Origin of the sequence: Candidatus Solirubrobacter pratensis (assembly GCF_000425945.1) — a bacterium.
In the GTDB taxonomy this organism is placed as follows: Bacteria; Actinomycetota; Thermoleophilia; order Solirubrobacterales; family Solirubrobacteraceae; genus Solirubrobacter; species Solirubrobacter pratensis.
This window is the reverse complement of the sequence record NZ_AUEK01000014.1, coordinates 113917-128043: the sequence shown is the minus strand read 5'-3', so window position 1 is coordinate 128043 and position 14127 is coordinate 113917. Positions and strand designations below refer to the sequence as shown.

Below are 14127 nucleotides of genomic sequence, written 5' to 3'. Positions count from 1 at the left end.
CGTGCGCGAGCGCCCTCGGAGCCTTACGGCGTGGTCGAGCGCCTTACGGCGTGGTCGAGCTCAGCGTGAACGTGAGCGTCTTGCTGTAGCTGCCGGTTCGCAGGCCCTCGGTCGAGTCGACGTGCTGGCGCACGCCGACCGTCGCCACGCCGTTGGACACCGGATCGGCGTAGCTCTTGAGCAGCAGCGGCGTGCCGTCCGCGTGGATCGGGGCGAACGCGCCCCCCGCCTGCAGCTGGAGCGGCGACGCGAGCGCGTAGGCGCCGTTGACGAGCCGGCCCGTTGCATTGCTGCTCGAGTCGATCACGCTCAGGTCGGCATTCGTGGCCGTCGACGTCACAGTCGCGGTGATCGTGGCGTCGTAGTCGCTCGTCACGCCCGGCGCGAACGCGCCGAGGTTCGCCGGGCCGCCGAGGCTGAGCGAGAGCGTCGCCGGCACGGTGCCGTGCACGTCCCCGTCGACTCCCGTGCCGCTCAGCTGGAACGTCGCCAGCGGCGGGTCGTGATCGGAGATCCCGGTGCCGTCGGCGGAGTTGCGCTCGTAGTAGTCGTTGTCGAAGTGCATGTAGCGCATGTCGGTCACGCGCGACACGAGGCCGGCGCTGACGAGCACGTGGTCGAGCGTCTGCAGGTGGCCCTGGTACTTGTACGAGTACGCGAGGCCCTCGGGCGCCTTGCTCCACAGGTTCGTCAGCGTCCCGCCCTGCGTCAGGCGGCCGAGCGAATCCGAGAACTCGAAGTCGTTCAGGTCGCCGCCGACGATCACGTTCTTGCCCGCGGCGACCATCGCCGCCGCCTGCTGGCGCTGGTACTCGGCCTCGGCGATGCGGCACGCGTTCTCGTGCGACTGCGAGGCGAAGTGGTTGCTGATCACGGTCGCCCGGACGTCGCCCTTGGAGATGTCCAGGGCGAACGGCGCACGGTCGTACAGCGGGCCGCCGGCGAGGTCGCACGTCCCCTCGCTGTGCGCGTTGTACTGCTCGGTCTGGCCGAGCAGCCGCGGGTTGGACGCGCTGACGCCGTTCTTGATCAGGAACCCCGGCGCGATCCCGCGACCGTCGTTGTTGACGGCGTTGTAGGGCGTGTAGTCGCCGAGCGCCTGAGCGAGCCCGGTGAGGGCGTTGGCGCCGTCGGCGAAGACCGCCACCTCCTGCACGGCGATCACGTCGGGCTCCTTGAGGAAGCCGCGGATCGCCTTGACGATCGCGTCGGTCCGGTCCGCGTACTCCTGCGCCGTGATGACGTGGCCGTCGTTCTCCTTGCCGGCCGGGAAGTAGTTCTCGACGTTGAAGGATGCGAAACGCAGCGTGTTGGGCGCCTGCGCCGGGGCGGACGGCGGATAGGCGGCGTTGATCGGCCCGCGCTCGATCACCGGCGCGGGACCGCCGAGCTGCGGCATGACCTCGTAGAAGCTGAACGTGTACGTCAGCGGACCGACGACGTTGCGAGCTGTGTCGAACAGGTCCATGTCCAGTTCGGTGTCGCTGCGCCAAGGCAGACGCGGGTCGGCCGGGTTGTGCGCGCCGCCGTCGGCGGCGACGCCGAGCTCGTCGGGCGCGTCCGACCACGGCGTGGTGATCGCCGCGGGGCTGTTCTTGCGGAACAGGCGGGTGGCCTGGGTGCCGGGACGCAGGTAGACGTCACGGAACTTCGTCGTGCCGCCGCCGGTTGCGATGCCCTCGGCGAGGCGGACGCGCATGCCCTGGAGGCTGCGGTAGTACGGGCGCGTCGCCGGATCCTGCGCGGCGGCCTTGGCCGGGTCGATGTCGATCGGCGCCGGCAGCGGGTTGCCGGTCGAGTTGACGGTCGCGACGTCGGTGAGGTTGACCTCGGTCGCCGCGGGGCTCGAGACCGAGCCGACGCCGTTCGGGACCAGCTCGACGAGGCCGAACTGGGTGACGATGCGGCCCGTGATCGTGATGTCGGACCCGATCACGCCGGCGGGGTCGGCCGCGTTGCGGCGGATGCCCGCGACGAACAGCGCCTCCGAGGTGGTGGACGCCGGATCGTGCGTGGCCTCCTGCACCCACAGACCGGAGTCGCCCTTGTAGATGGCGTCGTAGCTGGAGCCGTACAGGTCGTCGACGCCGGTGACGATCCCCCGGACGGTCACGGTCTTGCCGTCGCACGCGGAGTTCGCGCCGAGCGTCTGGATCTGGCTGATCTCGACGGTCCCGCTGCTGGGGCACGTCTCGGCGACGGCGCACTGGGCGCCGCAGCTCTCGGGGGCCATCGCCTGCGGACCCGTGAAGTCGGCGGCGTTGTCGTCCGAGTCGGCCGTGGCCTTGCGGAGGAACGCGTCGTTGCCGTTGGTGGTCGGGATGGCGAGCCCCGCGCCCTCGCGGAACGCGGTGCCGGCGCCCGACAGGAGGGTGCTGCCGACGGCGTCGATCACCGCGCCGGAGGCGTTGCGCAGCTGCAGCCCGCCGTTGTCGGAGACGCCCGTCGTGTACGCGACGTCGCCCGGAACGGTGCCGGAGTACGACCCGCCGGTGCCTCCGGTCTGGACGTTGGTGAACAGGAACGACCTGCCGGCCGGGAGCGAGACGCCGCTCGGGACCGTCGCCCGCGCGCTCGTGGCCGACCCCGTCTGGCTCGAGCCCCAGATCTGCCAGCCGCCGATGTCCTGCGCCGTCGCGGACACGTTCTTGATCTGGACCAGCTCGTCGCTGCCTCCTGTCGGCCCTCGCAGGGCGAACTGGGAGATCACGACGGTCGACGACGCGGCCATGGCGCTCGGTGCGAGCAGGGCTGCGGCGATCAATGCCGCGGCCGCAGCCACGGGGAGACGGAGTTTCACGGGGACGGATTCCTTTCGCGCGCGAACAACGACGCGCGCCACCGTATCGGTGGTCCGGAGCCAGGAGTGACGGTTCCGTGACCAATGCCCGCCGTGCTCATCTTTTCGGTCCCCGGGGCGTGTCCGCGCACGGACCGACCGGCCCCCCGGGGGACGTGCTGGGCCGTCCCCTCATCGCTCCACCCACATGCGGTCGCCGATCGCGTGCAGCCGTACCGTGCCGTCGCGGTCGGTGCGGACGACCGTGGGAACGACCCTGCGGAGCGCCGCGATGGTGGAGGGCGCCGGATGGCCATAGGTGTTGTGGCGGCCGACCTCGATCGCGGCGAAGCGCGGGCGCAGGCGTTCGAGCAGCGCGGGCAGGCCGGCGTCCTCGCTGCCGTGATGGGCGACCTTGAGGACGTCGACGGGGGCGAGAGCGAGCGGGCCGGTGACGTCGCTCTCCGCATCCGCGGTGAGCAGGAGCGAGAAGCGACCGGCCTCGACGCGCGCCACGATCGCCCGCTGATTGGGATCGCCCTCCGGCCTCCAGCCCGGCGGCGGCGCGGGAGGCCAGAGGATGCGCAGCTGCAGCGCGCCGAGCGCGAGCGTCTCGCCGGCGGCGGGGGCGACGATCCGGCGGGCCGCCGAGCCGGCCCGAGAGTCGCGCGGCTGCGGCCTCCGGAACCGGCGATCGGCGGCGAGGACCCGCTGCACGCGCGTCGACCAGCCCGCGCCGCCGTCGATGACCAGGCGCGGGTCGTGCTCGCGGATGACCGCGGGCGCGGCTCCCTCGTGGTCGGCCTGCGCATGCGTGAGGACCAGCGCGTCGAGCCGCTTGACGTGCGCTTGGCGGAGGCGCTCGAGGACCGGCCCCTCCGGCGGTCCGGTGTCGACCAGCACGGCGCTGCCGTCGAGCTGGATCAGCGTCGCGTCCCCCTGCCCCACGTCGAGGAACGACACGAGCATCTCGCCGCGGGCGAGGCGCGGCGCGCCGGCGCGCGCCTGCGTGACGCCGGCGACGGCCACGGCGGCGAGGGCCGGGATGGCAAGCCGGCGGCGGCGGGTCCGGCCGCCGAGCGCCGGCCGGTGCCGGCGGCGGCGCATCCACGCCGCGAACAGACCGATCGCGCCGGCCCAGATCGCCAGCACGGCGGCGGGCGGCGCGTGAACGGGAACCGCCGCGAGCGGCGCCCCCGCGCTCTCGTGCGCCACCCACTGGATGAAGACCAGCAGCGGCCCGGTGAGCGCCGTGAACGGCGCCGCGAGCGCCGGGGCCGCCTGGGCGGCCGCCGCCGCCAGCATGCCGAGCCACATGACGGGGGCGATCGCGGGAGCCGCGATCAGGTTGGCCGGGAGCGAGGCGAGCGAGAGCTGTCCGAAGTGCAGCGCCATCAACGGCGCTGTTCCGACCGTCGCGGCGAGCGTGATGGCGGCGACCTCGGCGACCGCGGCCGGCATCCGGCGGCCGAGCGCGCCGGCGAGGGCGGGCGCGGCGGCGAGCAGCGAGGCGACGGCGGCGAATGAGAGTTGCCAGCCGGGCTCCGCGGCGGCCCGCGGGTTCAGGACGAGCGTGACCGCCGCGGCGAGCAGCAGTGCGTACCAGCGTCGCGCCGGGTGCCCCGCGAGCGCGGCGACCAGCCCGGCGATCCCCATCACGCCGGCGCGCTGGATCGACGGGCCGCCGCCCGCGAGCGGGACGTAGACGGCGATCAGCCCGATCGCGAGGAGCAGCCGCAGCCGCAACCCCATGCCGGTCAGCGACCCCGCGAACAGCACGAGCGCCGCGAGCAGCATCACGTTCTGGCCGCTCACCGCGAGGATGTGGGCCAGACCCGAGGCCTGGAACTCGTCCCTCGTCGTCTCGCTCAGCCGCTCGTCCTCCCCGAGCACCATGCCACGCAGCAGCGCCCGTTCCTTCGGCGCCAGGTGGACCTCGAGCCCGCGCTCGGCGCGCCGGCGCACCGAGTCGAGCACGCCTGCGAGGCCGCCGCGCCGCTCGCCGGTGCCGGCGGCACGGGAGGCCTCCAGCGCGGCGTGCGCGTTGCGCCTTCGCTGGTACGCGTCGAACGGCCCGAGCGGCTTCACGCGCGCGGTGACCTTCAGCACCTCTCCGACGTCGGGCCACGCGCCGTGGTACGCGTACGAGTGCAGCCGCAGCACCGCCTGCTCGCCGGCGGCTGCGCTGTCCAGGAGCCGCACGCGAGCCGAGGCGGGCCCGTTGACGCGCTCGCGCACAGGCTCCAGCAGCGTCACGCGTGTCTGCACGGTCCGGTCATGCATATGGGCGAGGACGCCCGCGTCGAGCGCATCGACCCGCGCCTGGGCCAGCGCCGCGCCGGCGATGACGGCGGCGCCGGCGACGAGCGCGAACCGGCTCCGGCCTGCGACGGCAGTGGCCGCGAGCGCCGCCGCGATGACCGCGGGCGGTCCGGCGAAGACGAGCAGCATGCCTGCGACGAAGCCGGTGAGCACCAGGTGCCGGGGATGTGCCCGCATCACCGCGAGCGCCCGTGCGGCGTGCATCTGGCCCGCTCTGAGACGCCGCTCGATCGCGGTCACACAGTCACCTGTTCACGGAGGGCCGCGAGCTTCTTCTCCCCGATCCCGGGGATCTGGTCCAGCTCGTCGATGCTGCCGAAGCCGCCGTGGGCGGTGCGGAAGTCGATGATCTTCTGAGCCGTCGCCGGACCGACGCCGTCGAGCGTGTCGAGCTGCTCGAGCGTCGCCGTGTTCAGGTTCACCGGTTGCGCGGGCGTCGACGGTGCCGCGGCCGTCGCCGCAGCCGCCGCCGGTCGACCGCGCGGGGCGCGGCGGGGCACGAGGATCTGGCGGCCGTCCTCGAGCTTGGCAGCGCGATTGAGCTGGCTCAGGTCGGCATGCGCGGTCGCGCCCCCGGCCTCCTTGAGCGCGTCCTCGACCCGGTCCCCCTGCGCCATTCGGTAGACGCCCGGCTTGCGCACGGCGCCCGCGACGTCGATGACCAGGCGGCCGCCGACACCTTGCTCCTCCGGCGCCGCCGCGATCGTGGCCACCGGCTCGACCGCCGCCGCCGACTCCCCCGCGCTCGAGCGCGAGAGGTACCACGCCGTGAGCAGGACGAGAGCGAGTGCCGCCACGCCCCAGGCGGCGAGCTTGCGGGGGTCGCGATCGGGCATGGGCAGACCGTATGGCCGGTCTCCGTGACCGATCTACACGCGTTTGTGACGCAACAGCACCGAATGTGTGCCGAAAGTGCGACACCCTGCCGCGGACGGGTCCTGCCGTGATGGGGTGTCGCGACCGATGGCGATCACGGCGACGACAGGGCAGGACGGCAAGGCGGCGGCGACGGCGAGCGCGGATCACCGTGCGTTCGCTTCGTGGCGCGGGCAAGCCCCGCTCGCCGGCGGCAGCGCCGGCCGGCCGGTTCAGGTTCTTGGCCGGCTCCGGTTCGGCGGTGGCGTCCTCCAGAGCGCGCGAACCCGCTGGTCGCGCACAAGCGGCCGGGCGAGCCGCGCGCGCTCAGCGCACGACGAAGTTCACGAGCTTCGACGGCACTACGACGACCTTCATCACCCGCTTGCCGTCGATGTGCGCCCGCACGTTCGGCCGCTCGCGCGCAAGCTCCTCGAGCTCCTCGCGCGAGGCGCTCGCCGCCGCCTGGATGCGGTCGCGCAACTTGCCGTTGACCTGCACGACGATCTCGATCACGTCGCGCTCGAGCAGCGAGAGGTCCGCATCCGGCCACGGCTGCTCCCACACGCGGTCGCCCGTCAGGCGCTCGTACACGTCCGCGCCCGTGTGCGGGGCGAACGGGAAGATCAGGGACGCGGCGGTCGCCGTGGCGTAGTGCAGCGTGGCGTGACCGACCGCATCGCGCCGGCGGTACGCCTCGTTGACCAGTTCCATGACCGCCGCGATCGCGGTGTTGAATGCGAAGCGGCCCGCCATGTCGTTGGTGACCTTGTCGATCGCCCAATGCGCCTTGCGCATCAGCTCGAGGTCGTCGCTCTCGGGCTCGTCCAGGGGTCCGAGCAGGGGCTGGACGCCGGTGGCGTCGGCGACATCCGCGCCGAGGCGCCAGAGCCGGCTGAGGAAGCGGTGGACGCCCTCGACGCCCTCGTCGGTCCAGTCCGCGTCCTGGTCCGGAGCGCCGATGAACAGCACGTAGCAGCGGGCGGTGTCGGCCCCGTAGCGCTCGATGTAGGAGTCCGGGCTGACCATGTTGCCCTTCGACTTGGACATCTTCGCCCCGTCGCGGGTGATCATGCCCTGGGTGAACAGCGCCTTGAACGGCTCCTGGGCGTCCAGCAGGTCCATGTCCGCGAGCGCCTTGACGAAGAAGCGCGCGTACATCAGGTGGAGGATCGCGTGCTCGACGCCGCCGATGTACTGGTCGACCGGCATCCAGCGGTTCAGCACCGCCGGATCCCACGCCGCGTCGTCGTTGAGCGCGTCGCAGTAGCGCAGGTAGTACCAGGAGGAGTCGACGAACGTGTCCATCGTGTCCGTCTCGCGCCGCGCGGGGCCGCCACAGGTCGGGCATGTGGTCGCGACCCAGTCCTCCGCGGCCGCCAGCGGCGAGCGGCCCTGCGGCGCGTAGTCCTCGATCTCCGGCAGGACGACCGGCAGGTCCACCTCCGGCACCGGGACCATGCCGTGCTCCTCGCAGTACACGATCGGGATCGGGCAGCCCCAGTAGCGCTGGCGCGAGAGCAGCCAGTCGCGCAGGCGGTAGTTGACCGAGCGGTGGCCCTTGCCCTCGCGGTCAAGCCAGTCGACGATCTTGTCCAGCGCGTCGCGGTTGTGCAGCCCGTCGAACTCCGGCGCGGAGTTGACCAGCGTGCCGTCGCCCGTGTACGGCAGCTCGTCGTGGTGGCCGCCGACGACGCGGCGGATCGGCAGGTTGAAGACGTGGGCGAAGTCGAAGTCGCGCTCGTCGTGCGCGGGCACCGCCATCAGGGCGCCCGTGCCGTACTCCATCAGGACGTAGTCGGAGACGAACATCGGGATGCGCTCGCCGTTGACGGGGTTGACGACGCTGCGCCCCAGCGGGACCCCGGTCTTCTTGCGCTCCGTGTCGCTGCGCTCCTCCTTGGTCTCCGTCAGCACGTTGTTCACGTACTCGCGTACGGCCTGCTCGTGCTCGGTGCCGGCGGCGAGGCGCATGATGTCCGGGTGCTCCGGCGCCATCACGAAGAAGGTGGCGCCGAACAGCGTGTCCGGGCGGGTGGTGAAGACGGAGTAGTCGACGCCGACCTCAGGGCAGGCGAACGTGACCTCCGCGCCCTCGGAGCGGCCGATCCAGTTGCGCTGCATGGTGACGACGTTGTGCGGCCAGTCGATCGTGTCGAGGTCGTCGAGCAGACGGTCGGCGTAGTCGGTGATGCGGAAGAACCACTGCTCCAGCTGGCGCAGCTCGACCGCCGTGCCGCAGCGCTCGCAGTGCCCGTCGATCACCTGCTCGTTGGCGAGCACGGTGGCGTCCTTGGGGCACCAGTTGACCGCGGCCTCCTTGCGGTAGGCCAGCCCACGCTTGAAGAGCTGCAGGAAGATCCACTGGGTCCAGCGGTAGTAACGCGGCTCATGCGTGGCGAACTCGCGCGACCAGTCGATCGAGATGCCCCACTCGCGGAACTGGCGCTGGAACGAGGCGATCGACTCCTCGGTCGCCTGTCGCGGCGGCACGCCGGTCTTGATCGCGTTGTTCTCGGCCGGCAGGCCGAACGCGTCATACCCCATCGGATGCAGCACGCGCATGCCGTTACGGCGGCGGAAATGCGCCACCGCGTCACCGACCGAGTAGTTCTTGAGGTGCCCCATGTGGGGCTCGCCGGACGGATACGGCAGCATCTCGAGCACGTACGACCGCGGGACGTCGTCGTCCAGGTCGTTGGGCACCTCCCAGGTGCGCTCCTCTTCCCAGATCCTCTGCCACTTCGGCTCGATCTGGCGCGGGTCGTAGCGGTGCTCGGACATTGGGCGCGGAGGTTAGCGCCCGAGACCGTGCGTTCCCCGGAGTGGTGCGGCTTCCCGGCGCCGAGGCGAACCGGAGTTCGAGTCGCCTCATGAAGCCCGGCCAGAAGGGCGCCCATATCGGACCTGAACGGCCAGGCTACCCTTCACCTACGGCCGGCACCTGCCGTCAACGGGCAGCAGCTCGCGATAAAGTACGCAGAGCAGGACCGACTCAACGGGGCCATAGCTCAGCTGGGAGAGCGTCTGGCTGGCAGCCAGAAGGTCGGGGGTTCGAGCCCCCCTGGCTCCATCGGATGAAAGGCCGCCTCCGGGCGGCCTTTCGCGTTCGGGGCCGAGGAGCGGCGCCGAACGCGCGACCCGGGCCCGTCGGAGCCGCGGCCCGCGCGAACCGGCGCGGGGAGCCCGGGCAGTCCGCGCCGGCTACTCGACGTGCCGCTTCGGGGCTTCGCCCCAGAGTTGCTCGAGGCGGTAGTAATCGCGCGCCTCGGGCGTGAAGATGTGGACGATGACGTCCAGATAGTCCATGAGGATCCAGCGGGACTCGGTCAGGCCCTCGACGCGCCGCGGGAGCAGGCCGTGCCGCTTCTTCATGTTCTCGTGGATGCGGTCGTGGATCGCCTTGGTCTGGCGGTCCGTGCCGCCGGAGGCGATCACGAAGTAGTCCGTGTAGCCGAGCACGCCGCGGAGGTCGAGCTCGACTATGTCCTGCGCCTTTACGTCCGAGGCGTAGCCCGAGACGAGCTCCGCGAGGCGCGACGGGTCGAGCGATTCCGGCTGCGGCGATGCGCTCATGCGTAAAGCCCTTCGTCGGCGATGTAGGCCGCGACCCCCTCGGGGACGAGGTACCGGATGGGGCGCCCGAGGGCGATGCGGCGTCGGATCATGGAAGAGGAGATGTCGAGGCGGGGCATGTCGAAGAAGCGGATGCAGTCGGCGCCGGCGAGGCTCGACAGGCGTTCGCTGATGTCGGTGCGGCGAACGCCCTCGCGTTCGGCGACGCCGAGGGTGGCAAGGCTCAGGACGGCCTCCGGCTCATGCCATGTCGGAAGCGCTTGCGCCATGTCGCCTCCCACGATGAAGGTCAGGTCGTCCTCTGGACTGGACTCATGCAGCCTCCGCAGGGTATCGACCGTGTAGGACCGCCCCGGGACGTCGGCTTCGATTCGTGACACCTCGAAGCGCGGATCCCGGCCCACCGCGCGGCGGCAGAGCTCGATCCGGTGCTCGACGCCCGGGTCGTCCTCGACCTCCTTGTGCGGCGGCTCGAACACCGGCACGAGCAGCACGCGGTCCAGCGACAACTGGGTCCAGGCCTCCTGCGCGCAGACGAGATGCGCGATATGCGGCGGGTTGAACGTCCCGCCGAGGAGGCCGAGCCGCGCCACCTACCGCCGGACTTGGCCGTCGCCGTCGATCAGGTAGCGCGTCGAGCACAGCTCGCGCAGCCCGATCGGCCCGCGCGCGTGCAGCTTCTGCGTCGAATTGCCGATCTCGGCGCCCATGCCGAACTCGCCGCCGTCGGTGAAGCGCGTCGAGGCATTGACGTAGACGCACGCGCTGTCCACGCCGAGCTGGAACGCCCGCGCGGCGTCGCGGTCGCGCGTGACGATCGCCTCGGAATGGCCGGAGGAGTAGCGGCCGATGTGCTCGATCGCCTCCTCCACGGAGTCGACCACGCCCACGGCGAGCACCAGCGCCAGGAACTCCTCGGCCCAGTCGGACTCGACCGCGTCGGCCATGTCGAAGATGTCGCGCGCACGGGCATCGCCCCGCAACTCCACGCCCGCCTCGCGCAGCTGCGTGAGTGCGGCCGGCAAGAACCGGGCGGCGACCGAGGAGTGCACGAGCAGCGTCTCGGCCGCGTTGCACACGCCCGGCCGCTGCGTCTTGGCGTTGAAGATGATCTCGCCGGCCATCTCGAGGTCGGCCGACGCGTCCACGTAGACGTGGCAGTTGCCCGAGGCCGCGTAGATGACCGGCACGCGCGCGACCTCGCTGAGCGCCTTCTTGAGCCCCTCGCCGCCGCGCGGGATGATCAGGTCGACGACGCCCTCCTGGGTCGCGAGCTCGGCGAGCTCCTCGCGGCCGCCGCCGGCGACGAGTGAGAGCGAGCCCTCGGGCAGCCCTGCGCCTTCGGCGGCCGAGCGGGCGATCCCGGCCAGCACCGCGTTCGAGTGCGCCGCCGAGGAGGACCCACGCAGCACCACCGCGTTGCCGGACTTCAGGCACAGCGCGGCCGCGTCGATCGTGACGTTCGGCCGGGCCTCGTAGACGACGGCGATCACGCCCAGCGGCACCCGCACCTTGCGCACATCCAGCCCGTTCGCAAGGCGCCCGCCGTCGACCACCTCGCCGACCGGGTCGGGCAGCGCCGCGATCGCGCGGGTGCCCTCGGCGATCCCGAGCACGCGAGACGCGTCCAGGCGCAGGCGGTCCATCAGCGCGGCGGAGAGCCCGGCCGCGCGGCCGGCCTCGAGGTCGCGCGCGTTCGCCTCCACGATCTCGCCGGTCCGCGCCACCAGCGCGTCGGCGACCGCCAGCAGCGCGGCGTCCTTGGTATTCGAGTCGACAGCCGCGAGCTTGCGCGCGGCGCGCTTGGCCGCAAGGCAGAGGTCCGTCACCGATGTCGCGGTCGCCGCCATGTCGCCAAGTCTAGGCGTCCGAGGCGGTTCACGCCCGCGTGACCCGCACCCCCGTGCGGCGCCCCGGAGCTGCCCGCCGCAGGGGGTTCGAACCGAGGGATCCGATGCAGCGGCACGACGAACCCGGAGGGAGCGCGCGCCGGTCACGGCGCCGGGCGGCGCCTCGCGCGACGTCCCGGCGGCACTCGCGCGACGTCCCGGCGCCACTCGCGCACTCGCTCGGCCGCAGCGCGAAACGCCGGCGCGACGACCCCCGCAGCGGGAGCGCCGCGCGGCCGCTACGCCAGCACGAAATAGTCGCGGTGCACGGCCTCCTCGGTCGCCCGCGGGAGGATCTCGCGGATCTCGGCCGACTTGCGCCCCATCACCTGGCGCAGCTCGTCCGCCGAGTAGGACGCGATCCCCTTCCCCACCGTCGTGCCGCTCGCGCTGACCTCGACGGCGTCGCCCGCGTCGAACGCGCCCTCCACACCGACGATCCCGACCGGCAGCAGCGACGTCCCGCCCTCGCGCAGCGCCCGCGCGGCCCCGGCGTCCACCACCACGACACCCTGCGAGGGCTTGGCGTACTTCAGCCAGAGCTTGAACGAGGACTGGCGCACGGTCTGCGGCGCGAAGCGCGTGCCGCCCGGCTCACCGGCCCACGCGCGCGCCAGCAGGCCGGGCTCGAACCCGCTCCCGATCACGGTCGGGGTGCCCGCGGCGGTCGCCATCTCGGCGGCGACGACCTTCGAGCGCATGCCGCCTGACCCCAGCGCCGTCGTCGCCGCGCCGATGTCGAGCGCGGCCAGCTCCGAGACGTCCTCGACCGTATCCACGAGCCGCGCGCCCGGATCGACCCGCGGGTCGGCGGTGAACACGCCCTCGGTGCTGGTCAGCAGCAACAGCAGCGACGCGTCCACCAGCACGGCGACCTGCGCGGCCAGGAAGTCGTTGTCGCCGAAGGAGATCTCGTCGGTCGTGGTCGTGTCGTTCTCGTTGATGACGGGCACGATCCGCCACTCGAGCAGCTTGCGCAGCGTGCGGCGCGCGTTGAGGTAGTGCGTGCGCGCGCTCATGTCGAAGAACGTCAGCAGGACCTGCGCCGACTGGATCCCGCGCTCGCGCAGGTGCTCGTCGTAGGTGCGGTACAGCCGCCCCTGGCCGACCGCGCTGGCCGCCTGCAGCTCCTCGATCGCGCGCGGGCGCACCGGCAGCCCCAGGAGGTGCATACCGCGGGCGATCGCGCCGGACGTGACGACGATCACGTCGACCCCCGAGCCGTGCAGCAACGCCACCTCCTCGCACACGCGCGCGACCGCGCTCAGGCGCAGCGCGCCGGCGTCGTCGGCGACGACGGAGGAGCCGAGCTTGACGACGGCGACGGACATGCCGCCGAAACCTTAGGAGAATCCCGCGAAGCGATCCCGGATGGCGCCGGCGCAGGCCGGCTGCCGCGACGGCCCGCCTAGAGAGGAGCGCCCGGGTCCAGCTCGAAGACCGTGCCGCCGATCTCGACGTCGTCGCCAGGTTCGAATCCTGCCCGCTCCAGCGCCGCGATCACGCCCATCCGCTGCAGCCGCCGCTCGACGAGCGCCAGCGCCTCCTCGTTCTCCATGTCGTGGCGCGCGATCAGGCGCTCGACCGCCTCGCCGGAGACGACCCAATCGCCAGAGTCGGCGCGCGAGACCTCGAACGCCTTCGACGCCGCCGGGCGCAGGACGGCGAACTCGGCGACCTCGTCCTCCCCCGCCCCCTCGGGCGCCGGCTCCTCGACCGGGACGCGCGCGAGCAGCTCGTTGCGCAGCTCCACCAGGCCGGCACCGGTGGCCGATGAGGTCACGAGCACCGGGAAGCCGACCCGCGCCGACCACTCGGCGGCCGCGTCCGAAGCGACCTCTGGCGGCACCAGATCCGCCTTCGAGAGCGCCAGCAGCCGCGGCAGCGACGCCAGCCGCGGGTCATGTTCGGCCAGCTCGCGCTCGATCACCGCGAAGTTCTCGCCCGGATCGGAGCCGTCCAGCGGCGCGAGATCGAGCACGTGCACGAGCAGCCGGGTGCGCTCGACGTGCGCGAGGAAGTCGTGGCCGAGCCCCGCGCCGTCGCTGGCGCCTTCGATCAGGCCCGGGATGTCGGCGATGACGAGCTGCCGGTCGCCGGCGTCGATCGTGCCGAGCACCGGCTCCAGCGTGGTGAACGGGTACGCCGCGACCTTCGGCTGCGCCCGCGTCATGCGCGACAGCAGGGAGGACTTGCCCGCGTTCGGCAGCCCGACGAGCCCGACGTCGGCGAGCAGCTTCAGGTGCAGCTCGACCGGTCCTTCCTCGCCGTCGAGCCCTTTCTCGGCCAGCCGCGGCGCCTGCCTGACCGCGTTCGTGAAGCGCTTGTTCCCGCGCCCGCCGATGCCGCCGCGCGCCAGCGTCACCTCCTGGCCGGGCCGCACGAGGTCGTAGCGGCGGCCGTCCCAGCGCTCGACCTGCGTTCCCGGCGGGACGCGCACGATCAGCGGCTCGCCGTCGGCGCCGTGGCGCAGCGCGCCCATCCCGTGCCCGCCGCGCTCGGCGCGGTAGTGCCCGCGGCGCCGGAACGACTGCAGGTCGCGCAGCGAGTCGTCGCAGCGCAGGACGACGTCGCCCCCGCGGCCGCCGTCGCCGCCGTCGGGGCCGCCCTTGGGCACGTGGGCCTCGCGGCGGAACGAGACCGATCCGTCGCCGCCCCGCCCGGCCCTGACCTCTATGCGCGCGCGATCCGCCAGCACTGTCCGGG

The 14127-nt window shown here is 72.5% G+C and carries 9 protein-coding genes and 1 tRNA gene; 1 reads left to right on the top strand and 9 read right to left on the bottom strand.

Annotated elements, in window-relative coordinates; all coding sequences use genetic code 11:
• Nucleotides 1–43 precede the first annotated feature (43 nt).
• From H958_RS0121365 to leuS, 4 genes are all read right to left on the bottom strand, one after another.
• The gene (locus H958_RS0121365; RefSeq protein ID WP_156028123.1) at nt 44–2782 is read right to left on the bottom strand and encodes an endonuclease/exonuclease/phosphatase family protein; all 2739 of its coding nucleotides are present in this window, start codon (nt 2780–2782) and stop codon (nt 44–46) included.
• 189 nt (nt 2783–2971) lie between these two features.
• A complete protein-coding gene (locus tag H958_RS0121360) occupies nt 2972–5305 on the bottom strand; it encodes a ComEC/Rec2 family competence protein (protein WP_028060133.1) in 2334 nt (777 codons plus the stop codon).
• A 32-nt stretch (nt 5306–5337) separates the two neighbouring features.
• Nucleotides 5338–5937 (bottom strand): ComEA family DNA-binding protein, encoded by a 600-nt coding sequence (locus H958_RS39345; protein ID WP_051324625.1) that lies wholly within the window; start codon nt 5935–5937, stop codon nt 5338–5340.
• A 346-nt stretch (nt 5938–6283) separates the two neighbouring features.
• A complete protein-coding gene (gene leuS / locus H958_RS0121350; RefSeq protein ID WP_028060132.1) occupies nt 6284–8740 on the bottom strand; it encodes a leucine--tRNA ligase in 2457 nt (818 codons plus the stop codon).
• 216 nt (nt 8741–8956) lie between these two features.
• Between leuS and H958_RS0121345 the strand changes: the two genes are divergently transcribed.
• Nucleotides 8957–9029: transfer RNA gene (locus H958_RS0121345), tRNA-Ala, on the top strand.
• A gap of 131 nt (nt 9030–9160) precedes the next feature.
• Here the strand turns inward: H958_RS0121345 and rsfS are convergent.
• The 5 genes from rsfS to obgE form a co-directional block, all read right to left on the bottom strand.
• Nucleotides 9161–9532 carry a ribosome silencing factor gene (gene rsfS, locus H958_RS0121340; RefSeq protein ID WP_028060131.1) on the bottom strand — a complete coding sequence of 124 codons (372 nt, stop codon included), beginning with the start codon at nt 9530–9532 and terminating at the stop codon, nt 9161–9163.
• Complete coding sequence (gene nadD, locus H958_RS0121335) at nt 9529–10125, bottom strand: nicotinate-nucleotide adenylyltransferase (protein WP_028060130.1); 597 nt, start codon at nt 10123–10125, stop codon at nt 9529–9531. Before nadD ends, rsfS begins: the two co-directional genes overlap by 4 nt.
• Entirely contained in the window at nt 10126–11382 is a 1257-nt protein-coding gene (locus tag H958_RS0121330; protein WP_037411027.1) for a glutamate-5-semialdehyde dehydrogenase, read from the bottom strand.
• A gap of 278 nt (nt 11383–11660) precedes the next feature.
• The gene (gene proB / locus H958_RS0121325; protein WP_028060128.1) at nt 11661–12752 is read right to left on the bottom strand and encodes a glutamate 5-kinase; all 1092 of its coding nucleotides are present in this window, start codon (nt 12750–12752) and stop codon (nt 11661–11663) included.
• 77 nt (nt 12753–12829) lie between these two features.
• Nucleotides 12830–14119, bottom strand: a complete 1290-nt coding sequence (gene obgE / locus H958_RS0121320; protein WP_028060127.1) for a GTPase ObgE — start codon at nt 14117–14119, stop codon at nt 12830–12832.
• Nucleotides 14120–14127: the final 8 nt, after the last annotated feature.